This window comes from Alteromonas sp. ABV4_515, assembly GCF_056160345.1.
Genome location: NZ_JBSWWZ010000003.1, coordinates 252,914 through 279,449 on the forward strand (window position 1 = coordinate 252,914; position 26,536 = coordinate 279,449).

General features: G+C 46.1%; 24 protein-coding genes, 1 tRNA gene, 1 other RNA gene and 2 riboswitches. Of the genes, 5 read left to right on the top strand and 21 right to left on the bottom strand.

From position 1 onward, the window contains the following. Positions 1–152: 152 nt before the first annotated feature. The 8 genes from rimI to ACXAGX_RS08870 form a co-directional block, all read right to left on the bottom strand. On the bottom strand, positions 153–602 hold the full coding sequence (gene rimI, locus ACXAGX_RS08835; protein WP_474837806.1) for a ribosomal protein S18-alanine N-acetyltransferase: 450 nt from the start codon (positions 600–602) through the stop codon (positions 153–155). Between the two features lie 6 nt (positions 603–608). After that, complete coding sequence (locus ACXAGX_RS08840; RefSeq protein WP_474837808.1) at positions 609–1,121, bottom strand: hypothetical protein; 513 nt, start codon at positions 1,119–1,121, stop codon at positions 609–611. Between the two features lie 22 nt (positions 1,122–1,143). Beyond that, positions 1,144–1,220, bottom strand: a tRNA-Trp gene (locus ACXAGX_RS08845). 125 nt (positions 1,221–1,345) lie between these two features. Further along, entirely contained in the window at positions 1,346–2,161 is an 816-nt protein-coding gene (locus ACXAGX_RS08850) for a phosphotransferase (protein WP_474837810.1), read from the bottom strand. After that, positions 2,139–2,759 (bottom strand): nicotinamide riboside transporter PnuC, encoded by a 621-nt coding sequence (gene pnuC, locus ACXAGX_RS08855; RefSeq protein ID WP_070126961.1) that lies wholly within the window; start codon positions 2,757–2,759, stop codon positions 2,139–2,141. The genes ACXAGX_RS08850 and pnuC overlap by 23 nt, the downstream gene beginning before the upstream one ends. Beyond that, complete coding sequence (locus ACXAGX_RS08860) at positions 2,752–3,021, bottom strand: YkoF family thiamine/hydroxymethylpyrimidine-binding protein (RefSeq protein WP_474837812.1); 270 nt, start codon at positions 3,019–3,021, stop codon at positions 2,752–2,754. Before ACXAGX_RS08860 ends, pnuC begins: the two co-directional genes overlap by 8 nt. 9 nt (positions 3,022–3,030) lie before the next feature. Then, positions 3,031–5,082, bottom strand: coding sequence for a TonB-dependent receptor (locus ACXAGX_RS08865; protein ID WP_474837814.1), 2,052 nt, complete (start codon positions 5,080–5,082; stop codon positions 3,031–3,033). Between the two features lie 59 nt (positions 5,083–5,141). Next, positions 5,142–5,243: riboswitch (TPP riboswitch) on the bottom strand. A gap of 136 nt (positions 5,244–5,379) precedes the next feature. Beyond that, positions 5,380–6,039, bottom strand: a complete 660-nt coding sequence (locus tag ACXAGX_RS08870; RefSeq protein WP_474837816.1) for a PEP-CTERM sorting domain-containing protein — start codon at positions 6,037–6,039, stop codon at positions 5,380–5,382. Positions 6,040–6,086: 47 nt separating this feature from the next. Continuing rightward, positions 6,087–6,175, bottom strand: a riboswitch (cyclic di-GMP riboswitch). Positions 6,176–6,359: 184 nt separating this feature from the next. Here ACXAGX_RS08870 and ACXAGX_RS08875 point away from each other — a divergent pair. Beyond that, positions 6,360–8,150, top strand: coding sequence for a helix-turn-helix domain-containing protein (locus tag ACXAGX_RS08875; protein WP_474837818.1), 1,791 nt, complete (start codon positions 6,360–6,362; stop codon positions 8,148–8,150). 26 nt (positions 8,151–8,176) lie between these two features. On the opposite strand, the gene ACXAGX_RS08880 is transcribed toward ACXAGX_RS08875, so the two are convergent. Then, a complete protein-coding gene (locus tag ACXAGX_RS08880; protein ID WP_070126966.1) occupies positions 8,177–8,596 on the bottom strand; it encodes an acyl-CoA thioesterase in 420 nt (139 codons plus the stop codon). Between the two features lie 45 nt (positions 8,597–8,641). On the opposite strand from ACXAGX_RS08880, the gene ACXAGX_RS08885 reads away from it, so the two are divergent. Beyond that, positions 8,642–10,693: a GNAT family N-acetyltransferase gene (locus tag ACXAGX_RS08885; protein WP_474837819.1), complete on the top strand. Its 2,052-nt coding sequence runs from the start codon at positions 8,642–8,644 to the stop codon at positions 10,691–10,693. A gap of 44 nt (positions 10,694–10,737) precedes the next feature. Here ACXAGX_RS08885 and ACXAGX_RS08890 read toward each other — a convergent pair whose 3' ends face one another. Genes ACXAGX_RS08890 through ACXAGX_RS08915 form a run of 6 tightly spaced genes read right to left on the bottom strand, consistent with a single transcriptional unit; the run spans position 10,738 to position 15,732 of the window. Continuing rightward, positions 10,738–12,048 (bottom strand): tetratricopeptide repeat protein, encoded by a 1,311-nt coding sequence (locus ACXAGX_RS08890; protein WP_474837821.1) that lies wholly within the window; start codon positions 12,046–12,048, stop codon positions 10,738–10,740. Between the two features lie 2 nt (positions 12,049–12,050). Next, positions 12,051–12,662: an energy transducer TonB gene (locus ACXAGX_RS08895; protein WP_070126968.1), complete on the bottom strand. Its 612-nt coding sequence runs from the start codon at positions 12,660–12,662 to the stop codon at positions 12,051–12,053. A gap of 1 nt (position 12,663) precedes the next feature. Continuing rightward, the gene (locus tag ACXAGX_RS08900; protein WP_070126969.1) at positions 12,664–13,062 is read right to left on the bottom strand and encodes an ExbD/TolR family protein; all 399 of its coding nucleotides are present in this window, start codon (positions 13,060–13,062) and stop codon (positions 12,664–12,666) included. Positions 13,063–13,073: 11 nt separating this feature from the next. Next, the gene (locus ACXAGX_RS08905) at positions 13,074–13,598 is read right to left on the bottom strand and encodes a MotA/TolQ/ExbB proton channel family protein (protein WP_070126970.1); all 525 of its coding nucleotides are present in this window, start codon (positions 13,596–13,598) and stop codon (positions 13,074–13,076) included. 1 nt (position 13,599) lies between these two features. Beyond that, positions 13,600–14,958: a MotA/TolQ/ExbB proton channel family protein gene (locus tag ACXAGX_RS08910; RefSeq protein WP_474817895.1), complete on the bottom strand. Its 1,359-nt coding sequence runs from the start codon at positions 14,956–14,958 to the stop codon at positions 13,600–13,602. A 6-nt stretch (positions 14,959–14,964) separates the two neighbouring features. Further along, positions 14,965–15,732: a DUF3450 domain-containing protein gene (locus ACXAGX_RS08915; RefSeq protein ID WP_474817894.1), complete on the bottom strand. Its 768-nt coding sequence runs from the start codon at positions 15,730–15,732 to the stop codon at positions 14,965–14,967. Between the two features lie 704 nt (positions 15,733–16,436). Between ACXAGX_RS08915 and ACXAGX_RS08920 the strand changes: the two genes are divergently transcribed. Next, positions 16,437–17,993, top strand: coding sequence for a sulfotransferase family protein (locus ACXAGX_RS08920; RefSeq protein ID WP_474837823.1), 1,557 nt, complete (start codon positions 16,437–16,439; stop codon positions 17,991–17,993). On the opposite strand, the gene ACXAGX_RS08925 is transcribed toward ACXAGX_RS08920, so the two are convergent. The 4 genes from ACXAGX_RS08925 to ACXAGX_RS08940 all read right to left on the bottom strand — a co-directional run bounded on the left by ACXAGX_RS08925 (position 17,983) and on the right by ACXAGX_RS08940 (position 23,638). Further along, complete coding sequence (locus tag ACXAGX_RS08925; RefSeq protein ID WP_474837825.1) at positions 17,983–18,993, bottom strand: aspartyl/asparaginyl beta-hydroxylase domain-containing protein; 1,011 nt, start codon at positions 18,991–18,993, stop codon at positions 17,983–17,985. The two genes, ACXAGX_RS08920 and ACXAGX_RS08925, sit on opposite strands and share 11 nt — an antisense overlap. Before the next feature lie 41 nt (positions 18,994–19,034). Next, positions 19,035–19,916, bottom strand: coding sequence for a sulfotransferase family protein (locus ACXAGX_RS08930; RefSeq protein WP_474837827.1), 882 nt, complete (start codon positions 19,914–19,916; stop codon positions 19,035–19,037). Continuing rightward, positions 19,906–20,811 (bottom strand): class I SAM-dependent methyltransferase, encoded by a 906-nt coding sequence (locus ACXAGX_RS08935; RefSeq protein ID WP_474837829.1) that lies wholly within the window; start codon positions 20,809–20,811, stop codon positions 19,906–19,908. Before ACXAGX_RS08935 ends, ACXAGX_RS08930 begins: the two co-directional genes overlap by 11 nt. Positions 20,812–20,980: 169 nt before the next feature. Then, on the bottom strand, positions 20,981–23,638 hold the full coding sequence (locus tag ACXAGX_RS08940) for a TonB-dependent receptor plug domain-containing protein (RefSeq protein WP_474837831.1): 2,658 nt from the start codon (positions 23,636–23,638) through the stop codon (positions 20,981–20,983). Between the two features lie 675 nt (positions 23,639–24,313). Here ACXAGX_RS08940 and ACXAGX_RS08945 point away from each other — a divergent pair. Then, positions 24,314–24,595: a late competence development ComFB family protein gene (locus tag ACXAGX_RS08945; protein ID WP_474837833.1), complete on the top strand. Its 282-nt coding sequence runs from the start codon at positions 24,314–24,316 to the stop codon at positions 24,593–24,595. Between the two features lie 20 nt (positions 24,596–24,615). Here ACXAGX_RS08945 and ffs read toward each other — a convergent pair. Together ffs and ACXAGX_RS08955 are read right to left on the bottom strand one after the other, a co-directional pair. Continuing rightward, an RNA gene (gene ffs, locus ACXAGX_RS08950) (signal recognition particle sRNA small type) lies at positions 24,616–24,712 on the bottom strand. Between the two features lie 92 nt (positions 24,713–24,804). Continuing rightward, on the bottom strand, positions 24,805–25,860 hold the full coding sequence (locus ACXAGX_RS08955; protein ID WP_474837835.1) for a Glu/Leu/Phe/Val dehydrogenase dimerization domain-containing protein: 1,056 nt from the start codon (positions 25,858–25,860) through the stop codon (positions 24,805–24,807). Positions 25,861–26,056: 196 nt separating this feature from the next. Between ACXAGX_RS08955 and ACXAGX_RS08960 the strand changes: the two genes are divergently transcribed. Beyond that, positions 26,057–26,524 (top strand): Lrp/AsnC family transcriptional regulator, encoded by a 468-nt coding sequence (locus ACXAGX_RS08960; RefSeq protein WP_070126980.1) that lies wholly within the window; start codon positions 26,057–26,059, stop codon positions 26,522–26,524. Positions 26,525–26,536: the final 12 nt, after the last annotated feature.

Below are 26,536 nucleotides of genomic sequence, written 5' to 3' on the forward strand. Positions count from 1 at the left end.
GTATCTTTCGATATCGCAATACAGCTCCGTATCCAGTAGTCAGGCTTGTACTTATGTTTTACTACAGTGTGGACTGACATCATCTTCCTGATAATAGGTTATTGGGGAATGTCCGGGGCGACAAGCTGAACTTCCCAGGAAAAGACAGAGAATTAAACCGGCATCTTGCGCATGATGCGCGCATCTTCCCTGCCGTTATCACTGGGGTAATAATTCTTACGGATTTCAATGTCTTCAAATCCAGCTTTTTGATAAAGCGAAATGGCGGGGGTGTTTCCAGCTCTTACTTCCAGCCACAGGGATTCAGTCTGCTGTTGCTGGCACCATTCAATAGCACCATTAAGCAACTGCTTACCCAAGCCTCGCCCGCGGACAGATTGCGCCACGGCGATATCCATGAGAGTTGCTTCACCGACGACAAGCAGGATAACCGCATAGCCGCAGACCTGATTTTCGACATCAGTTGCAACAAGCCCGGCATAAGGAGGCGTTAGGCAATCAGCAAAGGTGGCTAATGACCAAGGATTGTAGGTAGCTTGCTGATGGATTTGATGAGCATCTGCGACATCGTCTTCTATCAGCGGTTTTAATTCAAAAGACATATTGCATTAATTTGCAGAAATCACTTGCCACAAACGACGCTTGTCGGCGGCATGGGTAGGTGCAGTTTTAAAGGGCAAGGTAAGCACATTGTCTTTCAATGACAGTTCAGTACCGTATTGCCAGCGAATGGCTTTCACATTATGAAATAATGACAGCGCCAGCAAAATATCTCGTCCCATCTGACCAAAACTTTGCGGGTCAATGGATTCGGCAACGGGAACTGGAGCTCTGGCACCTTTATTCTCATCCTTATTGCCCAGCATAGAACGCAGTTGCGCAATCCTGGCCTGACCATTTGCGGCTGTCGGTGCTACGCCGGTAGACGTATTCACGGCTTCACGGGACTGATTAGCCGGGGAAACAGCTGCGACTTCAGGCTTGGCATTGTTAGTGGCGGCAACATCATTCAGCGCTGACTGAGATTGCCAGACACAAATGCCCATTTCCTGGAGGATAGCAGTTTGATAAGGATTTAAATAAGAAGACATAATATTGTGAGTGGAAGAAAGTGAAGACACTATAACTTACTCAGAGGAAAAGTGGCAGGGGTGGAGGGACTCGAACCCCCAACCATCGGTTTTGGAGACCGCTGTTCTACCAATTCGAACTACACCCCTAGCGCGCTGTGCATTATACGTATGCAACTTCAAAGGTAAAGCCTTTTTATCTGCAAAATCGTGCGTTTGCCTACCATTCAACCAATGCGCACAAAATCCATGCATTTATGCAGGCAAATGACTTTTTATTTTGGTAACGCCGCGTACCACAGCGACGCGGTTAGCGCGACTACGGCCTCTTGTTGCAGGCAATGCTCGATGACGACTTGCTGCTCCATGCCACTATAAAGTGCATAAGCCTGATACAATGCCAGTTTTTGTGCTTGCCCCAACTGGTTAATCTGCCCGCATGAAGCAACGTCGAAATAACGGTTACCCATTGCTGCATATTCCCAGTCAACGATAACCGGTGTCGTGGTCTCAACAATATGCGGTAACGATAAATCGTTGTGACAAAGCACGGGGCTGTCATCGGCACCAACACAGGCAAGGCCATTTTCAGTAAATTCGGTGACCCGCTTTACCCATTCATGATCGTCCGGCAAGGCGGCAAGTTTGATGTAATGCTGCCAGCGCGCGGATAAGTCTAGCTCTGGTGCAATGACATTTTGCTGATGAATGGAAGCAAGAGCGGATGCCAGTAACAAAATTTGTTTCGTGGAGATGCTCTGATCGTCTGCCCCTGACGTTACACCTGGAAGCTCAAAGCTGGTATTCAGATTTTGCTGCCAGACTTCAACCCACAAGCTATGGTCGTTACTCAGCCAAACAGGCTCGGGTGCCAATTCCGCCTGCGCCACCTGTTTTTGCAGGGCAAACACAGCCGTTTTATCAATGCCGCTAAAATGGTCGTTGCCCGTCCATTTCACGGCAAACTCACGTTCCCCATCACTAACACGGAAAACCTGATTCACATCTCCCCCACCCCACGCTTCGCAAGTTACCTTGCTTGAAAGGCCGAGAGGTGCAGACACCAACTCAACGATACGCGTGGGCGTCATGCTGTTGCAGCTTCCATTGTTGCGACCATTGTAAATAGCCAAAAATAGAGAAACCTACATAGCCAAAAAACAGACAGGCAGATAAAGCTAGGCCGCTTTGTGCGTACAAATAGGCAGATGCCAGATTAATCACGAACCAGTATAACCAGTTCTGCAATACTTTATGCGCAACCATCACGGTGGTCACCACACTCACCACCTGAATGCTGGCATCGAGCAGCAAATGGTCGCTATTGAACTGGCCTTGTGCCCATAACGACAATCCCCAGGCAATAAACAGTAACCCCGGAATCATCATAGCATGCCAGTACCAGGGCCATGAACGCACGATATCTTCCCCGCCAGATTGGCGGTTCCATTGATAATAACCGTAGCCCGCCATTATCATGTAATACAAATTCAGTACTGCCTGAAACGGCAACGTTACCTGCCAAAACAACCAGGTATAGATAGCAGTGCTAATGAACGCACATAACCAACACCAACGGTTCTGATTCGCTGCTAGCCAAACATACGCAAGTGCCAGCACAACAGCCACCCACTCCGCTGGAGAGGTGGCTGTGAGCTGACCGATAAATGCCGAAAAAAACTCAGTCATTATTTTTCTTGCGTGCTTGCATGGCATCAAAGTTTAGGAACTTGGCTACAAAAATAGCCTGCCCGACTTCTTCATGGGTACGCTGCATTTCCTTACCCAGAACATCCATTACCAGACCGTACTCCCCGCTCACCTGGGTACTGGTGGAACAGGTAGTAACCAACAACCCCTGATGGCTATTGAGACGATCGATAAAATTCTGAATCGGCGGAATGTACTCGTTGACTAACGGATACAGAGATAACTCAACCATTACTTGCATAACTATTCCTTAAAACTGAACGCGTAGGGTAACACCGAATTGTCTGCCATCACCCAACTGATAATACGGTTCGGCAAAGGCATACTCGTCTCGCGGATCATTACTGAAACCACCAAACCCACGAGTGTAGTAGGTTTTATCGGTTAGATTTCTCACCCACAGGGTAGTGCGCCAATTGCCACGAACCCAGGTGATATCGGTATTAAATAATGTGGCAGCGGGAGCGGTTTCGTCATGACTGTCTGAGAAACGGTATTCGTCTTTAAAGTCCATGTCTGCCCGCCATACCCACTCATCGGTTAGCCAGAACTCACTGAACAGGTTAGCAGTAAATTTAGGCGACTGCGCCTGACGCTGTTCGTCAACATAGGCACCATCAGCCGTTTCATAACCTTCAAAGGTTGCACTTAAATAGCCCACAGATCCCTGCAGAGTCCACGCGTCAGTTACCTGCCAGCTCAGTTCAGCCTCAGCACCTTTATTGGTGCCTACATCGGCATTGGCGGTCAGGTCGATAAAGGCTGCCGAGCCATCTTCACGGGTTTGTACGTCGTAATCATTCACCTGAGTATCTTGTCTGTCCATATAGAACACAGCGAAACGTGCGGTGATCGCAGGGTCAAACAGTTGCCCTTTATAACCCACTTCGTAATTCCAGTTATATTCAGTATCGTAGAATCGACGTGCTTCACTTACCTGCTCGTCGAAGTTGACACCTGCTGCTTTGTAACCACGAGATACACTGGCATACACAAAATCACCGTCCCAGTCATAGGTCAGTGCCACTTTTCCGCCCACCATGCTGGAGTCGTCTTCTGAGTCCAAACCGGCATTGTCATTGTATTTTTGAGAATACTCCTCAACACGCAGCGCCGTAGTTAACAACCACGAATCATTTAACTGTGTATCAAGCTGTCCATATACCGCCGTGGTGGTTGGTTCAAATTGGCTAATGAAGTCACCGTCGGCATAGGTGTATTCACGTAACAAGTTTTGTTCACTGTGATTAATGCGCGCACCAACAACCCAAGTCGTGGTATCACCGAACAGTTTCTTATCATCTGCCGAGGTAAAACGCACCTCTGCAGAGCGTTGTTGAACGTCGCGGAAGTAGGCATCGAACGACGTGTATCCCCATGGATGGAAACCATCGTAAGTCCAATCTTCGTCGTAGCCATAGGCGATATCATGGTTCGCAGCGGTGGCAATCACTTCCAGTAAACCGGCATCCAGCTGATGATTCAAATGCAGGCTGATCCCCTTAGTGAGTTGATCATCAAATCCAGGTTCATCAGAAAGTGTGTGTCGGTTATTGTCCAGCGAAAAGGCATCATAACCATTGTTTACGTCGTACCAGCGCAGGTCGGCATTCAGGCTAGTTTTACTGCTAATATTCCATTGTGCAGCGAGTCTTACCGCACTTTCATCAATATTATTGGTGTCGTCACGCTCAAGAAAGTCGTTCTCAACAAAGCCGTCACTACTGTTATGCACCCCGGCCAGACGAATAGCGAAGTCTTCTGACACTTGTACACTGTGTGCACCTTCAATACGCATTAGCGACGTGTTGCCCAAACCGAATTCAAAGTGACTGTCGTCTGCATCTGCGGCATGACTCACAATTTTCACTGCACCAGCAAGGGACCCAGCACCGAATACGGTAGCCTGCGGGCCGCGATACACTTCCAACTGACGGGTATCGAATAATACGCCAGCGGCAGCAAGACCTGAAAAATCAAAGTCATCAACCATAAAGCTGACAGAAGGATTAATGGGCTCAGCAAACTGACTACGCTCGCCGATACCACGAATTTGAATAAAACGGCCACGGGAAGCACCACTGGCAAAATTCACATTGGGCGCCACATTCAGCATATTTTCAACGTGAGAGGCCTGACGGCTATCTAAGCGCTCTTCGCCGAAAACCGATGCGCTGGCGCTGAGTTGTTCAAGGGTAGATGCTCTGAAATCGCCGCTAACCGTGATTTTTTCTATATCGGTGTCGTTATCAGCAAATGCCGGTGTTGCCAGAATGGCGAGGAGTAATGTGCTTTTTTTCATTAAGGATCTCTTCAGTCATCAAAAAGATCCGGTTTTACAGGCAGGTATTGAGGTAGCTAAATCAAATTTTTCACCATCCCTACGCCGGTATTATCCGGATCAGGTTTAAGGGTTCCCACACAATGGATCTCAGCCGCTAACCGGCACCCCTTGGCCTAATGCATTTTTACCGTTGTAGCAAAAATGCGCCTGCAGTCTAACAACTTCATAACCTGAGTCAAGCTGCAGAACACTGATCCGCAAACACAAAAAAGCCCGCCATGTGACGTTGGCGGGCTGAGGAAGTCTGACGACTTGTTATTTCTGGCGTCTTGCGCGCCATCCCATCAATCCCATACCTAAAAGGATGAGTGACATGGCGCCAGGTTCACTGACTTCAGTGATAGAGGCGTTACGGAAACGGGTTTTCATGTCGCCACAGCCAGCATTTAAATTACAGTCGTTAATGAATACGATGTCAGTGATGACACCAGAGAAGTAATCATCTAGATTGATGCTGAACGTTTCCCAGCGAGGCGCATTGGTGTATACCAAGTCCTGAATACCGAAGTTCTGTGTACCTGCTAGATTGAACGTGCGACTTGCATCGTGGTTCTGCTCACCGTTAGTAAAATCGGCAAACCACAGCCCTGCGATTTCAGTGAAAGGGTTAGGATTTGGATTTCTCGCACCAGGCAGCACTCTGATGTCAAAAGTGAAGTTGTACGATGTCGCTCCATTATCGAGATCCAGTTCTGAAATACCAAACGTATCGAACAGATTAAGCGTTACCCACGCATTTTCTCGTAAATTAAGTACGCCATTCGTGTAAACGTCGTAAGTACTACCATTCTGCTGATGCGCTTCTAAATCAGCGGTGGCGAAATCAATATCGTAAGTTGAAATTACGTCAGCGTTTGAAGAAAAGGCTGCGAAAAACGTGGTTACCAGTGCTGCAGCTTTGATGCTAAATTTCATTTTTTGAGTCCTTGAGCAGTGTTTGCCTGAAAGTAATTAATCAACTTCACTGCAGCCCGGCTGTCTTACTGGCGGTTGGTCAGTAAGACCCGTGGCTTTCCGTCCCTGCCTCACGGCAGGTTTGGCATGTTGTTGGGGGAAGTGACGTTTCCCTTATTCAATCAACGGTTGTAATAATACGAGGGCGGCGTAAAGCAAAACAGGACAGATCCGTTCGATCTTTGGGACACATTTGTACCAGGGAATAAATAGTGCCCTCCTCTGTCATGCAACCTGCATTTGCTATATTCTAACAAGCAGCTTAAAACATGGGAGCGCACGTGCATTACCAAGGACTTTTCTGGTCAGCAATTATTCGGGCTTTACTCAGTTTCAGACGGGATTCTGGTCTTAACAATGAGCGAGATAATCTTGCACTGGAATGTATTGCCAGCGTTGAAAGCGGCAAACTTGATGATGAGACCTTAGCAAACCTCTTCCACGATCTTTGTCCTGCGAGTCAGTTTCAACAGACCGGCCGTTCACTTATTGGTTATCTCGATTTCAATAAAATGAGTAACCTGGTGGTGTATTTGACTGCCAGCAAACATATCGACGACGCCATGCATGTATTGGGCAAGCATTACCGTCATTTAATGGGTGAGCAAGCCAATCTCACGGTGAAATCAGACGGTACCATTACCACGGTAGAATTTGCTTCATCGCCACACATAATACTAACGGAACTTCGGTGCTATTTTCTGCTGGCGCTTTTTCGTCATCTTGCCGGGCGCAAATTTGACTTTTCCCGTGTCACCATGCCGCCCATGAACGCTCAGCCTGAAGCGCTTTTGGCACCACTGAGTCACAGTGATATTCATTATGAGACTGGCAAAGTGCGCCTTTGTTTTGCCAACGCCTGGTGTGAAGTCGCGTCTTTTTACTATTCGCAATCGATTAAAAAGATGCTTTCTGCTGGACTGGAAGAAACCCATGACATTCCACTTAAGCAACAAGTGCGTGACGTTTTCCAAAAAGCAGCGAGTCCTGCACGAATCCGCTCGGAGTGGGTAGCAACTCAACTAGGGCAAACTGAATCCGCTTTTCGTCGTCAGCTTAGACAAGATTCCATTTCATTCAGTGCTTTGCTGAAAGAGTTCATCCATGATCAATCCTGTCATCGATTATTGAGTGGCCAGAAAACAGAAGATGCTGCTGAAGCGTTAGGGTTTTCTGACCGACGTTCATTCGAGCGGAGCTTTAAAGAGCATAGCGGTATAAGTGCCGGTCAGCTTCGTCAGTTGGGAAACCGACTTCGATTTCAGACGGGCAATAGTAATTTGCTGGAGGTGGTGGAAAATCTGCCTCCACTGCCCCACTCAATTCGTTCGTTGCTGAAAATGGATGCAGAAGCCATGACATTGCCTGGCGTTGTGTCTCTCATTGAAAAAGATCCGATATTTCAAGCTCACGTGATGAGCAAAGCAAGCCGCGCCGTGTACGGAACAACCCCCAAAAGCCTGGAACAAGCCATTGGCCGCAATCTCGGGTTAGGCAATATCCGAGACCTCGCTGTCATTTTTGCAGCGCAACAATTACTGACCGCACAGTGTCGATTTTCCAATATTGAAATTCTCACCGATGCGATGCTGCTCAGTTATACCGTGTTCCAACGGCTTTTTGGTTTTTCGCAATACGATGAAGCGCAGACAGAAAAAATTAAACAGTTGTTATTGTTCGGTACGCTATCGGTATTTTTAATTTTCCACGATGAATGTTTGTTTGCGGACGGTGCGTTATCTGGGTGGGAGGAAAGCGAAAGCTTTAGCGATTTTGTCGATAAAGTGAATCAAGATTATGGCATTTGTCTGTATGGCGCAACGTCGTTAATGTTACTCCGCTGGGGGTTTGCCAGCGACCTGAACCAGCAACTCTGGAAACTTTGTAATATAGAAGAACGTGGAAGTGCCAGCTCGGTAGCAGGGCAAATTTTGCTGTGTCATGACATTGCATTCACCTCACTGGCAAAATTAGGTGAACCGCAAACCTATGCGGCGGGAGACGGTCTAACAGAGGCTCAAATCAACACTCTCACCGACGTACTCGCAAATTGGAAATCTTCGGCAGCCTGACACAGGCTGCCTCACATGTGTGGGGGCTAATCAACCTGCAAGTTGAGGTTTCTAATTTCCTGCTCCGTTTGCGCTTCCAGCGCAGCCATGGTTTTTCCATGCGGTGTTGGCATTCGGGTTTCTGGATCGAGTGTTACAAACACAATATCGTCTGCCAGACAGATGGTTTTTTTAGTGGCTTTATTTCGTACCAAACAACTGACGGTAATAGATGTTCTACCCACCTTTTTCGTTTCCAAACCAAACTCAACAATATCACCCTGAAGCGCTGGCGACTCAAAAGTAATTTCGCCAATATGTTTGGTCACCAAACAATTGGTTTCTAACTGACAAGTTGCAAAGATGGCTGCTTCCTCGTCAATCCACTCCATCGCTCTGCCTCCGAATAATGCATTGGCATAATTTAAATCATTCGGCATTACCAGTCGGCGGGACAAAAAGCGCATTCGAATTCCTCTTAAACAATCGATAAACTAAGCGCAGGATTATACGTGAAAAAATGGCACATGGCCCAGACAGACCCAACTGAGTGGATTTCTCACCCATTATCATCGACGAATGGTTGCTATCAGCGACAACTGCTGCTGATCACGGGTGAAACCACCTGGTGTATAGACAAGGCTAGTTCTATCGTCTCGGGCTTGGCTGGCCAGTTAGATTGCTGCTGGATAGGCGATTTTGCGCCTGCAATGACTTTGAAGCACCGCTCCTACACGCACTTTAAAGATTTACTGGGCAAAGAATTCGATGTCGCGGTTGTCGATGCCGGAGAAACGTTTCGCCCGTCTGTGTTAGCTGCCATAGCTGGAACTGTTCGACAAGGCGGCACAACCATCCTACTTTGTCCGCCACTTGAAACCTGGGCACAGCATGAAAGTGTGCTAAACCCGCACTTCCTGAGTCACGGTTCCGAAATACACAAGAGTCAATACATTAGCTATTTGGCCGACTTGTTAGTACACGCAGATTTCGCAGGCAGGATTACCTCAACAACCGAAATACTGCCGTTACCGCAAGAGGTAAAAAATAAAGGATTAACCGACGGTTTATCGTTAACGCCCGACCAGCAAAATATATTTAACGCCATCACCGCAGAAAACGTAAACAAACAAAGTTGTAGATGTATTATTGCAGCAAGAGGAAGAGGTAAATCCACGCTGGCGGGCCACATCGGCGCTCATTTCACCAATGCCGGGCGAAGTGTCATGCTGTCGGCTCCATCCCTCTTATCGGTTAAAACATTGGAGCGCGTGGCTGAAAGCCTGATAGAAGACCCCGCTCTATCCCTTGAATGGATGGCACTCGATAATCCGAAGTTACGCGAAGCTATCTATGATGTGTTGATCATTGATGAAGCTGCATCAGTGCCGCTACCGGTGCTAAATGAATTGATTGATAGGCCTGGATTAACACTTCTTAGTACCACTACAGATGGATACGAGGGCAGCGGACAGGGCTTTCGTACCAAGTTTTTAAAACACAGGAATATACCTGTTTTTACACTTCGCCCCCCATTAAGATGGTCTGAAAATGACCCTCTGGAAAAACTCGTTGATACATTAATATTTGCCAGTCCTGAGCAGAGAACCATACCAGCCACAGTCGGCACTGCTCACTTCAATAAAGACAAGTCAGAAGAATTGGCCAATGGCAATGGTTCAACCGCATACAAAATCTACAAAGTATCGGAAATGGATCTCTGCTTAGTAAAAGAAGTTATGCAGCTTCTTTCTACCGCGCACTATCAAAGTAGCCCTGACGATTTAGCGAGAATGATGGACTCACCTAACCTTCAGTTTCATTTACTCTTCACAAAAGGCAACCTGATGGCTGCCTGTGCCGTTGAAGCAGAAGGTGACGAACACTTAGCAGATGTGGCCAGTGGCATTGCCAGCGGCACCCGACGGGTTAAAGGACACCTTACCGCGCAGAGTCTCGCGCTGCAGTCTGCGCAAGCCAATGTAGCGACTTTGCGCTACAGAAGAATAAATCGAATCGCCGTGCAGCCACAATGGCAGGGCAACGGGTTGGGAAGCGAACTGCTGGCAAACTTAAAACACTACTACCAACACGTTGACAAAATAGATTTACTCACAACATCTTTCGGGGCAGATGAGCCTCTGCTGAAATTTTGGACTTCAGCAGATTTTCTACTTATGAAGCGAGGACGGAAACCAGATAAAGCTTCAGGATTTACTAGCGCCTTAATGGCACTGCCAATCAGTGATACCGCTGATAACGTTATTTCCCAACTAATAGAATGTGAACGTACTCCTGAGAATCCTATCGCAAGGCCACTACATCAGCGTAGGCTGAAACAATTTGCTAGCGGCAGTCGCAGCGTTGATCATTTGTACTCCTCATCGAGTTGGCTATTGTCTCGCTGTGATGATGCGATACTTTGCCTTTGTTTATCGCTGTTGGAAAAGAAAATAAACCCTGCAAAAGTGGCGCAAGACACGGGTTACAATGGCAAGAAAACCATGATTGAAGATTGCCGAAGGCGAGTATCTGAATGGCTTGAAACTATTGAAGAGAACTAAAACAAAAAACCCTGCCGAAGCAGGGTTTTTTAATGAATGCAGAATTAAATCTTAATACCGCGGTTTTTAGCCTTATCTTTAATATAAGGTTCCCACGCTAATGCGTTACGACGCAGAGATTTGTCTTCTTTCGCTTTCTGGTTATGTTCGTAAGCAGCTTTGAAGTTGCCAGCATAGAAGTTCGCTTCCATCAAAGAGAAGTGAATCTTCGCAGGATCTTCAGCGCCACGCTCCAGTGCGTTTGTCAGTGCCTTAATCGCACCTTTGTAATCTTCAGCTACGAGTAACAATGTACCCTGCTTACGATAATACTCAGGATCTGAATCGGCAGCAGCAGCTTTACCATAGAACGAAGCCGCATCTTTATAATCTTTTGCTTGGTGGAAAGAGTTGGCAATGTTCGCAAACATTTCCGCGTCTTTCTTAAGCAGACCAGAATCTACATATTTTGCCAGCAATGAAGCGGCAGCATGTGGATTACCAGCGTTAGAATAAAGAGATGCTAACTGTTTGATTTGCGAGTCTTTCTCTAGGAAGCCTGCAGTGTATGCAACATCCAGAGTTTGAACCGCTTTATCAAAACGCTCAACCATCATGTAGAAACTGCTTAACTGAATCCAGTAGGTACCGTTATCTGGGAACTTGTTCACCAGTGTTTCGGCAACGCTTACTGTTTCTGGATATTTCTTCGATTCGAAGAACGCAGATAATTTTAACAAGTACGGGTTTTTATCCAACTTGTCAGCTTCTTCGTTTAAACGAATCGCATTATCTGCAGCAGAGGCTACTTGGTCGAATTTCTTCTGTTCGTACAAAGCTTGCGCTTTACGGGTATAAACTTGAGCGTCTTCTTTACAGGTAAAGTCCATCCACTGATCGTAGTAACTTACAGCGTCAGAATACTTTTGTTCCTGCATGCTCAGGTCGCCCAGAAGCTTCAGTGTTCCAGCATGCTCAAGATCGTTCAGAACCTTGGGTTCAACAGAACTTTTCAGGTAACCGAATGCTTCCATTCCTTTACCTTCTTGAGAAGCAATCAGGTTACCCAGGAAGCGATTTACATATGCACGGTCAAAATCGTCGCTAGGATCAACTTCCTTCAGGATGTCGATAGCTTCTTGCACACGATCTTCGTTATATGCTTCAAATGCTGCCTGAACCTTCTTACCGGTACGTTCACCAACCAGTGTGGTTTTGCCCTTAACATAACCAGGACAAATCACAGGGCCCGATGGCTTCTTAGGCGCAGCGGCAGCAGGCGCAGATTCTTGCGCTGCGGCCATTGGCGCTGCGATAGCAGCACCAACGCCTAATACTAAAGCAACGGCGGACATTTTAAATGTACGTAGTTTCATGATCATTGCTCCAGTTTAAAGTCCAGCTGAACGAACATGCCTTCTTGTCTAACCGCTTTACCGTCAACAATTTTAGGCTTGTATTTCCACTTGCTCAGTGCACGACGCGCTTCACGGTCGAAAATACGTTTAGGATCTGCGTCGATAACTGAAATGTCATCTACGCCACCTTGTTCATTAATAGTGAACTGCAGTTTTACCCAACCTTCACGGCCATCACGGGCAGCATCAGGTGGATATTTAGGGTCGATACGTACGATAGGTGTTGCGTCACCGTCACGTTGCATCGCACCTACACCACCGATATCTACACCAACACCACCGGTATCAACTGACGGAATTGCCAGACTGAAACCGTCTGTGTTTGGCTCAGCAGCTTCTGGTTCAACAGGTTGAACCTTAGGCGGTTGCTGAGGTGGCGGCGGAGGCGGAGGCGGCTTACGAGAACGCGTTTGCGTGTCGTCTTCCGGCGGTCGCATCACAATATCAATTATCGGAGCAGGTGCTACTTCATCTGCTGGTCTGCCTGAATTCTCAATGAGCTTTGCCATGATAATAAACAGACCAAACGCAACTACTGCACCTAACAAAATAGAAACAATTATCCTTACCATCTTAACCCCTCGCCGCTACCGATACGCGATCGATGCCTGCAGCTTTAACTTGGTCCATAACTTTCACTACGACACCATGTTTGGCTTTGACGTCAGCCTGGATAAATACATAATCCGTTGGCTGTTCAGTAAGCAATCGTTCTAAAGTAGCTCTGACCGAGTCCACAGCGACTTCACTTTTATTCATCCATACAGTTCCATCTTCCGTTACAGCAATGAAAATGTTGGCATTTTTGTGAAGAAACGCTTGGCTCGCCTCAGGCTTATTTACTTCTATGCCTGCTTCTTTAACGAAAACAGTAGTAACAATGAAGAAGATAAGCATGATGAATACGATATCCAGCATAGGCGTCATATCGATCGCTGCTTCTTCCTCTTCTGTTCTAACTTTTCGAGCCATAATCGTTCTCTCTAGTGATGTGGAAGGCTATCTACTAAGCCTTCTTTAGCCATCTTCGCTTTAGCTTCGAGACGAGAACTAATGAATAGTCCGGACAGTGCCGCAACCATACCCGCCATTGTCGGGATTGTTGCCATTGAGATACCAGATGCCATCAGACGGGCGTTACTGGTGCCTTGCGTTGCCATTGTTTCGAAAACCGAGATCATACCGGTAACTGTACCGAGCAGACCAATTAGCGGACAAATTGCCACTAACGTGCGAATGATTAGCATCCTGGCGTTCAGATCATCTGACGCCTGAGAAATCCATGCGTCACGGATTCTATGCGCATACCAAGAGGTAGTATCACTTCGAGCGTCCCATTTGGCGATGATATCTTTCTTCACCTTTGGGAACACTGAAGTCATGTACCAGTAGCGCTCAATCATAAGTACCCACATGAGAAAGAGCGCGAGGGCGACGAAATAAAGTACGTCACCACCGGTAGCGATAAAATCCCTGACAGATTCCCATAATCCGATCAGGTATAACATATTACGCTTTCTCCGACTCTGAGTGAGCTGCGATGATACCCGCAGTCTGCTCGTCAAGAACGTGTACGATAGACTTGCTGCGCGATGCAACGATGCTGTGAGTAAGGATCAGAGGCAGAGCCGCGATGATACCTTGAGCAGTAGTTACAAGTGCCATTGAGATACTACCAGCCATCATTTTCGGGTCGCCCGTACCAAACAGAGTAATTGTTTGGAACGTTTCGATCATACCGATAACCGTACCTAATAGACCCAGCAGAGGGGCAATAGCAGCGAAGATTTTGATTACGTTGATACCGCTCTCGATAGAAGGCAATTCTTTCAGAATGGCTTCATCAAGTTTCAGTTCAAGGCTTTCAGCGTCAGCACCTTTGTTGTCTTTGTAAACCATCAGGATGCGACCCAGAGGGTTGCTGGTAGACGGGTTACCTGGGTTTTTCTGTTGCGATTTGATTTTCGCACCAACTGCACCCAGTTGAATCATCTTGAATACGCCGATCAGCAGACCGATGATAAGCATACCAGTAATAACGTAACCTACTACGCCACCTGCATGGTAACGCTCAGCCATAGTGGCTTTTTGCTTCAACAGGCCAAGGATAGCGCCTTGTGAAGGGTCAGCGTAGAAACCTACCAGACCAGAGTTAGCAGCAACCAGGTCCTTAGCAGAAGATACCAGGTAACCGTCTGGTTGACGGCCCAGAGGCTGAACTACATCGTTCATGTCGTCGTAAGTCAGGTAACCTTCTTCACCGATAAGGTTGAAAGAACCAACACGTACAACTTCCTGCTCAGAAGAACCACCGTCCAGATTAACTACTTCAGTAGTGAATCGAACAACTTCACCGCCCTGAGTCATTTCAGTCTGCAGTGCGAACCACAGGTCTTCCAGCTCAGAGATGTTAGGCAGACCTTTAGACTCTTCAGACATTTCTGCCAGGAAGTCGTCACGGCCAGGATACTGTGCACTTACGATAGAAGTAGAGATACGACCGAATGCTTCAGAAGAAGCTTGACGTACCACACCGAACATTTCACCCAGAGTACCCGTTGCCTGGTCCAGCTCTGCAGCTTTTTCGTTCAGTGTTGTTTCGTTGTTAGAAAATTGCTGTTGCAGACGATCGCCACGGTTTTCTTCCGCTTGAAGGTCTGATTGTGCTTTTTTCAACAGAGCTTGCTTGTCAGCACGTGCAGATTGGAATTCTGCTTCACGCTGCTGGTTAATTTTCGCTTCTGAAACGCGGTTTTGTTTAACCTGTTCCAGCAGGTCCTGCAGGCTCACTGCTTCTTGTGCTTGAGCACCAGAAGCCACCACTGCCATTGTTGCAGCGGCTACAAGAGATTTGAATACTGGTTTCATTAACACTTACTCCGCTGCTGCTTCAATTGGTAACTTAAGAAGATCTGGTGGAATAGTACCCTGAGCCATTTTCACTGCAATAACAGTAGAGGCCAGGTATTCGTCACCCAGTTTTTCCCATGTACGAGCTTCGTTGTTCCATACCCACGCGTGAGTTTGGTCAAGAGACAAAGCCAGCAGAGCAGTACGGCCCAGGTTAAAGAAGTCAACAGTCTGTTCAGCACCGTCAACGTCAATTGTACCCTGGTAAGAAGACATCTTCGTGCCATACTCAACTTCAACCAGATACGCTTCGATTACCTGACGGAATTGCTCAGAAACCGTAACGTTAGAATTAGCCATCAGGTCACGCAGACGCTGTACGCGCTCGCGACGTTCTTCAAGGTGGATTGGAGAATCCAGCTCGATGAATTTTTCTAGGCTATCGATCATGCGGAACATAAGCGGAACGATGCCCTGCTTAGTTGCTTCGATGCTATCGATTTGACGTTGCAGTGAATCGATACCACGTTGCTGGTCAGCAACCAGGCTAGCGATATAATCGTTATAAATCTTCAGATTTTCTGTCTGATCCACAACTGAACGGTATTCAACAAGCAGTTCTTGAGACTGTTCGAACAGCGTGTTGATTTTTTCTTGAGATTTCGCTGCAGCAGCATGAATCTTCGCGTCTTCTTTTTGAAGATCGGATAGCTCCACTGCAGAGACAGCTGCACTACCAGTAAGTGCGAATGCACCGATCACAGTAGAAGCAATAAGAGTTCTCTTGCTCATCTTGGACATAGTTCCCAACCAAATTTCTTATTTGAATCCTCGCGCGATACATTAAGTAAATGTTCGAGCCAGGGGCGTAAAAACTTTATCAATGTTTTTAAGGAAGGTAGTGTTTAGCGCCAAAACGCCAACACTACGAACTCCAATACTCACACGGATCAATGGAATGAGTCAAGTAACACTGTCTTAACACGGCTGTTAATCTTGTCTGAACGATTACACTTTAACCAATCTGGATATGGTCGTACCAGAAAAATGTGCTGAAAAGGCTGTAAGTTAGCCTTTCTTAGCGGAATTTCACCGCGTAATCAGTGCATTCTCTTCATACTTTGGGTTAATAACTGTTTTTCGAAAATCTCATTCTTCCCCGACCAGTTCTACGTTAAGACGCCTATTAGTTAACAGAACGTTAGAGAGTTTTTGTATGTTTGATTCTTTAATTACTTTTTTTGCCCAAACATTCTATTTCGCCAAGATTTCGATGTGAATATTCGTCTTTTCCTACGTCAAATGACGTAGTTATAAATCAACGCTTTTTGTTTTTAGTGTTTGTTTTGCGACCAATCTATTGCCTTCCGCGATTGTTAGCAGAGCCGCGTTAGAAAGCAGCGAAAGTGTCAGCTCTATAAATGTTGTTTTTGTCTGGGTTTTATTTTCACAATCTGCCGTTCAGGCTATGATGGATATTTTTGCGGAGTATCTCAGTGCAGCCTAAAGATGTGGCATTGCTAAAGGAAGCGTTTGGATTAGTGAATCGCGGGCAAGTTGCAGAAGCCCTCAACAAGGCAGATGCTATAAAGAATCCTGCGGCGAACGCGGTGGCTCAGGGCTATGCCCTGTTTCGTTCTGGCGACATCATCAAGGGTACATTCATGCTCCGTTCAGCGGTGCAAGCAGGGCCTGAAGGCGAGTTAGTCGATATATTGATGAAGTTACTCATTCAATTTGAACTGCACTACCCGCTCTTCAAATTACTTTGCGCTGTCTCACATCAGCACCCCCACTTAACCAATGAACAACTGTATCATTTGGTATTAAGTGGCCAGGCTACGGGTAATATGGCTGACTCCGCACATTGGCTAAAGAGACTTCGACATCAGGCCACACAAGCGAAGGGCTTGGACCTGCTTGAAGGTCACTATGCCAAGTCTTTTGCTCAAATTGATTCTGCAGCTAATGCCTATCGACGATTCATTAATGAGTGTCCCCACGCTTCAGGTACCGGGCTATGGTCCCTTTGCGATTTAAAAGGCTTTCGATTTTCTGACACCGACGCTTCACTCGCCGAGTCGGCATTAGCGCAACTCACAGATCCTTTGCAGTCTGGCTTGGTCAATTTAGCGTTATCAAAAGTTCAGGCTGATAAAGGGGAAACTGCAGCGGCTACTACATTATTACAAACAGGAAATAGTTTACTGTGTCGTGTCCGCCCTTTTCAGCGAGAAGCGTTTGTCTCTTTGATTCAGGCACTACTTTCCCAACCGTACAATGCTGATAAAAAGCATCCCCAAGGAGGTAATTTACTGTTCGTTTGTGGCCTTCCCCGTTCTGGCACAACACTCATTGAACAAATTCTTGCAAGTGCTGAGCAAGTGGAAACAACCAATGAATTGCCATTCATGGAAAGAATAGCGTTGCATCTACAGATGACTGGCAGAAATCCAGCTTCTCCGGTATCTGAAAATGACAAAGCCGCGCTGAGAGAATTCTATTTGCAGCAAGCCCGCGACTTCGTCACTTTACCCGATGGTATGTTGATTGATAAAAACCCGAATAATTTTATTCATCACCAATTGATCACGCAGCTTTTCCCCACCGCCAAGGTGATTAATATTCTGCGTCCTGTCACGGATAACATTATCGCGCTGTATCGCCAGTATTTCATGAGTGGGAATGAATATGCCTACAACATTGAACATATTCTGACTTACATAGAAGGGTATTACGCACTATTACAGCATGCACAACAGCAACAGTGTTCACCATATATTATCGACTATGAAGCACTGGTACACGAGCCACAGCAAGAAGTGAAGAAACTATTCGCTTATTGTGGTTTGCCCTACTCAGATTCAAACCTGAACTTCTATCAGCAGTCCACGCCTGTCCTTACACCGAGTGCAAGTCAGGTAAGACAACCCATATCGGCATCATCCTTAGGCTCAGGCGACAAATTCAGTGAATTACTCGCACCTTATCAAGCGCGAGTAAATAAGCTAGTTGAACAACGAGCAGAAATATTAGCCAATGCTAAAGTGTGATATTTCCGCTGTCGTCGGTATTCATAGCTGCGAGATAGTCGGTTTTAACTTCAACATTGAGGGCGGGATCAATCATGCAAAATAAGAACATCCGCGGCGCCTGAGTTCCGTTCGCAAGCTTTAATCGAGTATCAAATTTACGGACTGATTCGAAAGCGCGGTTACGACAATTATGGTAGTGAGGCCACCCAACCTCCGTTAAGCCAAACTGCGTCCAAAGCACGCGCCAATCTTGGCAGAAGCCTCTGACTATTTTTCGAAACTCTGCTGCATCCTCGGCTGAATTATTAGGGCTGCGGTCTAATTCATCGAACAGTTCATACGCTAAGCCTTCCATTTCTCCCGGTGACATCACCAAGGGCGCATTATACTTCTCGGTATAAATTGGCGGTTGAGTTGACGTTTCAAAAGGAATATTTGTAAACGCAGAGCGTGGTGTTTTCTCTGCTTCGCCGGGGCAATTGCCCTTTTCAGATAACGCCCAAAAGCGACTAGAACCACAAATGTCGATAACCAGGTGAACGCGAAACACGTCTGACGCATTGCACACTCTATGGTATTTCCAAGAGTCAAAAATCCAAGCTTCCCCTGCTTGCATGTTTATTTCTTTATCGGCGCAGTAAAATGTCACCGATGGTTCTGTGACAATGGGTACATGAATGCGAACACGGCGAAACCAGTGATAATTAATATCAGAATGCAGCGGCACCTCAGCGCCCGGAGATAGTCCCATTAATCTTGAGCGACCTATGACTTCACCAAAGCTACCAATAACCTGGCGTAGATATGGCGACGATTGAAGATACGACGTTTCTTTCATCTCTCCTTTGAAGTCATTATTGTTTTTGCCACCCACTGAAATAAGCGGAATAGAAAAGTTGCCATTGAAGCCTTCGTGGTGGGGTTTCCAGTCAGCTTGAGTAAATTTAGCCACTTCTTTTTTGAGTTGCTCTACATCAAACAATAAGGGCAATTGAATAAATTCGTTTGTAAGCTTCATTATGTTTTCTTTTACTTTTGCAGCTTAAGCTGAAATGACCATTAAGATATTTGTGTTACATGCAACGAAGGCAGTGCTTGTTCAGCTAACGCTAGATTAATTTTCTCAACCGTTGGTGAGAGCGCCGATTCAATTGCACTTAACGCTTGCTGATGACGCAACCACTTATCTGCGCTTGGTGGCGTCAAAGTGAACTGTGAATAAGGCAGTGCTTCGTCACGAGTAACGAACTGGTGAGGTGCGAGTTTGTGAAAGTCACAGATCCGTGCCAATACCTTTTGTGGTTCAGCAACCAAGTCTTCGTAGCGAACCAATACCGTATCGCCATTTTCCGAATAGTCCAGGTTGGTTAGAATTGATTGGTTGGCCACTTTCCACTGGTATGCAGCAACTTCAGCAAGGGATTGTCCTTTTAAAGTACGCCAGCCCGGCGGCAGAAATAATGACCAATGGGCGTCCCAACCGGGTAAAAACGGGTAAGTGACAAAGCGACCAGACTGCCAGGCATCCATGATACTGGCGATATTTTTAATCGGATCCCTGACCAAGTGAACAAACCGCGCATCAGGGAATAGCTTCTTGAGAAACGGGATCCGCACTGCGTTTTTTGGTGTCTTTTCGAGTAGCCTTACGGATGCGTCTGAAGATGGACGCTCTTTGCTATAACTTACTATAGAAGATGCGAATGCGTTTCTTATCCGCTCAGTAATCTCTGGTGTCGCATGACCCTCTGTCAGTGCATTGCTGTCGAAATTATTAAATGGCGGCGAAAGTGATGGATTACTTTCGATTAACCCATGACTTTCTGTGCCTAATGAATAAAGCTCAGGGTGACGACTCAACGTTTCAAAAAGCAGCGTACTCCCACTGCGCGGCGCCGACATGATAATAATAGGACGAACTATTGATACACTAGCTGGCATTAGCGTTTACCTTTATACCCAGTACATCTCCGTTGTCATCAACAAAGGGATCGATTTTAATGTCGTTAAATCCACTGTGAGTAAGTATGTCGACTAAGGCATTTTGCGCGTTTTCATCGAGAGCGGCTTGTGTTAAGTCAGATAAGCGTTCAATTTGCCCAGTGAGTTCATCCTCAAACATTTTAAGAATGATCTGTCTGTTATTGTAGTCGCGTTGAGGGTCGAAAAGCACCTGGCAGAATTGGGGAAAGTTTGTTGCATCCAGGGCATTGCGGTTGTCTTCTGACGCTTGACTAAACGCGTTTTGAAAACGCATTCTGTGCGCCTCTACATCGGTATTATCGCGCAAGGCCAACACATAACGATTAAGTAATGCGAACAGTCCACACTCGGGTTCAGCAAGTCGCTCGGCCATTGCGAGGATACTGGCATTCGGCGCGACAATAGAAGATGTATCGCAGTGCATGATGCACAAAAGCTTACCATCTGTCTTCAATACTCTGGCTAACTCTTCAATTGATTGAGAGAAATCGGAATATTCGAGACCGAATTGAGAAATCACCATGTCGATAGTATTAGCTTCCAAAGGGAGTGCTTCAGCACAGGTTTGTTGAAGAAAGCTAACGTTAGGTTTCAAGAACTTTTTTGGAATAGTCAGTGAGGCAGCGTCAACGCCAATCAACTTCACTTGCTCAGCAATCGGTGTACTCAGCAAAATGTCAAACATTGCGCCATTACCGCAACCGATATCGACAATGGTTTGGCCTGCACTCAAACGCGTTGTGAAAGTATTTTCCCAGTGCGTGGCTAGCGCCCCCTGATACCCTGCGCCTTGACTATCACCAAAAGAAGTCAGATGTCCTTGTCGCCAGTAATCCGTCCAGAAATCACTCATTATTATTATAAACCCTCAGACACAAACGGATGTGTATCTTTTAACTATTGAGGAGTCAGTTTATCGGGAAAAGGCAGTTATATAAAGAATGGAAAGAGGGATTACCGAACGAAAAAAGCCGCTTCGAAAAGCGGCTTTTGATATTAACACTAAATTTAGCAAGCTAAACTTAGAAGCTGATGCGGTATCCAGCTTGAACGTTACGACCGATGTGACCCTGTTGATACAGAGTATCGTCTACCCACAGGCCTGCGTCGTCATATACAACACCTTTATCAAACAGGTTACGAGCGCCCAGAGAGAAGGTACCGTAATCAGTGAAGTACTTAACGTTAATATTGTGAACAACGTAAGTTGGGTTGTGGTTTTCAGATACATAACGGAAGTTTTGCGGGTTACCGTCAGCAACATCCAGGTAATCATCTTCTGCAGTATCGCTGATCACGTCAGTAGTCCACGCAACAGTCAGGTCAGCAATTGAGTAGTTAACACCAAACTGGCTTCTGTACTCAGGTTGGCCGGCGAAACCAGCGTAATCCTGAGAAGGACCACCGAAGTATACGTCGCTCTCAGAGCTCAGCATGTAAGTGGTGTTGTTAGTCAGACGGAAATCACCGAATTCAGTTTCCAGTGAGTACTCGATGCTGAAATCAAGACCAGTACGCTTCATTACCGCACCGTTTTCTGAACGAGTTACAACGTCTTCAAGAACAGAACCGTCTTCAGCACGTACCAGAGAAACGCCTGGATATGCAGCCATAAAGTCGTCCAGGAAACCACCGTATTCAGCATTGATCAGCGTCTGTACTGTGATGCTGTCAATCACGTTTTCAACGTCCAGGTTGAAGTAATCAAGAGACACAGACAGGTTTTCAACACCAGAGTACACGAAACCTACGTTGATATACGTTGATTCTTCTGGACCCAGGTTTTCATTAGATTCAATCAGGTTATCAAACTGACGGCTACGGCAATCAGTTACAGGGATACCTGCGTCACGACATGCTACGTAGTCAGTTGCAGAGGTAGCACTGAATGAAGTTGCTGCAAGCAGTTCGCTCAGAGACGGTGCACGGAAACCTTTAGAGTATGAACCACGCAACAGCAGATCTTCCATCGGACGGTATTCAACTTTAACACTTGGTGTACCTTTCGTGCCGAAGTCGCTGTAATCATCGTGACGGTATGCAGCAGAAACCAAAATTTCATCAGTAACTGGAGCAGAAATCTCATAGAAGAATGCAGTAGTATCACGCTGACCTTCAGCAGTGTTACCCGCAGAACCACCGATCAGACCCGCTTCAGATTGTGCATCGTACTTAGAAGCAAAGTTTTGGTCGAAGTATTCACCACCAACATAGTGGATGATTTCACCGCCAGGCAGTTCACCCAGAGAGAACTGAACACCACCGAAGATATGGTCCATTTCGTTCTGGTCTTCTTGATAGATGGTAGAACGCATGTTGTTCACACCAGTTTCAGAACCCAGATCGATATCGTTCGCTTGGTTGTATGCAAGACCCGCATAGCTCAGGTAGTAACGACCAACTTGACGGTAGTCCAGTTTAGCTTTGTGGTAAGCAATTTCCCACTCAACGCTGTCGCCGAAGAAACCAGAGAAACCAGCCATGTAATCTTGCTGATAGTCAGTTACCAGACCGTCGCGGTTACCGATCTGGTACCAACGCCAGTAACCTTGAACTGGTTCATCGTATGGGTTGTTTGTGCTGTTTGCAGGAACGCCGTTCCAAGGAGCAGCAGGAGGCGCATAACGACCGAAAGAATCGTTACGAGACAGCATTGCACGACCGAAGAACTCGATGTTGTCAGTCAGCGAGTAGTTTACGCTAGACATGATAGAGTCACGGTTAGTTGATGCCATGTTCGCAGATACGTTAGCAAATGCGTAACCACACACTGAACCGTTACCGATACCAGAACCAACTAATTGAGTACCTTGGTCCAGTACGCCTACGAAACCAGGAACGTTAGCAGCCAGGTTGTCACAATCTGGAGAAGCTTCCAGACCATTTGGACCATAAAGCGTTGCACCGTAGTAGCTCACACCAACGGTTTCGTCGTAAATAGAGATCAGGCCGTCGCCGTTTAAGTCTTCCCAAGAAGCCGCAGTGTACTCACGGTCAGAATCGAAGATAGCACCTTGTTCTTGGTGGTCATAAACGAACGTGATGTTACCTTTGTCGTTAGATACACCCGTTGCAATAGAGAATTGACGAGTATCCGCACCTTCGTTAGAAGGACGACCAACTTGAACATCGAAAGTTACACCTTCGTAGTTCTTTTTCAGGATTACGTTGATTACACCCGCGATAGCGTCAGAACCGTAGATAGCAGAAGCACCATCTTTCAGGATTTCGATACGCTCAACAGCAGCCATTGGAATAGAGCTTAAGTTAACTGATGAACCACCTAAAGAAGGTGAACCCGCCATACGACGGCCGTCGATCAGTACCAGAGTACGGTCAGAACCGGCACCCAGCAAGCTAACAGTAGCTTGTGACTGAGCAGATGAACCTGAAGAAGGTACGAAAGAACCGAAGCTGTTAGCCGTTACGTTTTGCAGCGCGTCAGCAACAGATACACGACCCTGCTCAACGAATTGCTCAGTTGAGATGATTTGAACAGGACTTGCAGTTTCCATATCAGTTCTCTTGATACGAGAACCAGTGATAGCAATTTTTTCAACGTTGTCGTCAGCTGCTTCTTCTTGTGCAAATACACTTGAAGAACCAAATGTAGCAGCAGAAAGCGCACCGAAAGCGCAAGCCAGTTTCACAGACTTGGCCAGCTTAGAATTATTAAACATGTATTGTCTCCCTGGACCACTAAAATCGTTTAGTGTGTGTTATTAAATCGTTTATCTACGACTTATTATTAAAAGGTATAACACCTCACCGACGATAATAACCACAGAGTCAACAGAGGGTCAACTTACTTTGCGGAGCGAAGTTGCAAAAGTTCAAATTTTTTTTAAATTTTTACGTTATTAGGAAAACGATCATCTTCTAGTATGATTTTAAACACACTTTTAAGATAAGATTTATCATTTTTTTCTATTATTAGAATTTTCATCTCGATAAACCACAAAATTGCGGATAAAAGAGCTTCTTGCCATATCACATTGCAACATTACAAGAACAAATATATAACAACGATTATCATTAATCATAGGGTTGTAAATATAAATATACAAAGAACGTTATTTAACGCGGGAGCATCGCCAGTTTAATTTTTCCACAATCATTAAAATTTAATCTTTAACCGCTATCGCCATTTGAATAGGTTAAGACGACGAAACAAGGAATATCGCGTATTTTCTTTATTGTTATGCTTTTAGCCATCTCTTCTCGACATTTGCGTTAAAACGACTATACAAGTAAAAGCAATAATGCCGATTATCAGGTCGGGTTAGACAAAACATGATTTTGAGTAACCAACCTGTTAGGGCATGGAAGGGCCATTCTAAGCAAAGGATACAAACATGAAATTAGATGATGACATCCATAACTATTATGAACATCTGGTGTTGCAGCGTTTGAGTGAATTGGAATTGGACAAATCCAAATCAGCTGACTACCTGGCTGACGTCTGTTGCCTGGCACTTAACCAGGTACCACCGCGTTACATCCGCTTTGAAGTCGACATGGCTTTTTATTTGCCACAGAGCGAGCGTCAGCAAATGGAAATGAATGTAGAAAGTGCCGTTGAAAAGGCGATGCGCTATTTAGATCAAGCTAAAACGAAACGGACAACTGAAGAATAAACTTTGGGGAATTGGGTGGCGGGCCCCAGCCACATCCCGGCACATGAGTCGTCTGCTGCGGCTGCTCCCTTCCGGGCCTGACCGGGTTCACAGAGTATCATTGCGAGAGGACCAAGGCCCACCATTGAAACTTGCGGCTCCTGAAGATGCAAATTATGTTTGACTGTCTTCAGGAGCGGCGCGCATTATGACGATTTGAGACCGAAGTTTCAAGCTTTGTGATTAAATCGTTCTTCTGCAATGACATTTGCCACGATATTGGTGGCTTTTTCATCACTTTCCGCGCGTTGATAAATTTCTTTCAGCGTATCGCCAATCTGTTCAATGTGGGTGCGTAATGCGTCACTCGAAGACGTCATACGTTGATGATAAATATCGATAACGCCACCTGCGTTAATCACATAATCCGGCGCGTACAAAATACCGCGCTGGCGTAAGGCTTCCCCCATTGTCTCTTTTGCCAGCTGATTGTTCGCCGCACCCGCAATCACTTTGGCTTTGATTTCAGGCAGCGTTTCATCATTAATAGACGCGCCTAAGGCACAAGGAGCAATCACATCCACGTCTAACGAATACAGTTTCTCAGGGGCAACGGCCTGGGCACCAAATTCCTGTACTGCACGTTCAACGCCTTCCGGGAAGATGTCAGTAACGAAAAGTTCAGCACCATGCTCATGCAGATGTTTAGCCAAACGATAACCCACATGCCCTACGCCCTGTATAGCCACACGCACGCCCTTAAGATCAGTTTTTAGCGCATATTCTACTGATGCTTTAAGGCCGGTGAACACGCCGTAGGCAGTAGACGGCGCTGGATTACCGTCAGGCGTTTCATTGTTGTAGTGATATTGTGCACTCACACCGGTGATGTAGTCAGACTGGGTGGCCATGGTTTTCAAATCACCTACTGCAATACCCGAATCTTCGGCAGTAAAATACTTACCGCCCAGTGAATCCACGAATCGGCCCATGGCCAGCATCATGTCTTCAGACTTTTGTTTGCGAGGATCACCGATAATGACCGACTTCCCGCCACCCAACTTCAGGTTCGCCATCGCCGATTTGTAGGTCATGCCTTTCGACAGTCTCAACACGTCTGTTAGTGCTTCCTGGCTATCGATGTAAGGCCACATTCTACATCCACCCAGTGCTGGCCCAAGATTGGTATTGTGCACAGCGATAATCGCTTTCAAGCCTGACGGCTTGTCATGATAAAAGGCAACGTGTTCGTGACTATCGAACTCAGGATGTTCAAAAACTGACATGAAAATGGTTCTTCTCTAAGCGGGTTAAATTGCGGCTATATTAGCCGAACATGACGAGGACAGATTTTGCATTGTTGGTCACGGAAGTTTACAAGCGGAAATATGGTTATTCAGAAGAACTATAGACTAGGATATATATCCTAGTATTATGGAAGTGTTATAATAATTATCATAGACCTAACGAGAAGCCTGATTCATGAAATTAGATAAATTTGACCGCGAAATTCTTCGCGTGCTTCAACAGGACGCAACCGTATCGATGGCCGACCTGAGCCAGAAGGTCGGATTGTCACATACGCCTTGCTGGCGTCGCGTCAAACGCATGGAATCCGAGGGGATCATCCTGCGTAAAGTTACCCTTTTAAATAGCAAAAAACTCAATCTGGGTGTTTCCGTTTTTATCTTTGTCACCCTCAAAAACCATGACGGCGACTCCCTCAACGATTTTGAAAATGCGGTGCAATCGATTGACGAAGTGGTTGAATGTCATACAACCAGTGGGGAGAAGGATTATCTTCTTAAAGTGGTCGTAGAGAGCATAGAAGAGTATGAATATCTTCTTAAGACAAAGCTAACCCATTTACCTCTGGTTGATCACCTCAGTTCTACGTTTGCACTGAAGCAAGTGAAGAACACCACAGAGTTACCCATTAAGAGTCAGTAACAGAAAAAGCCC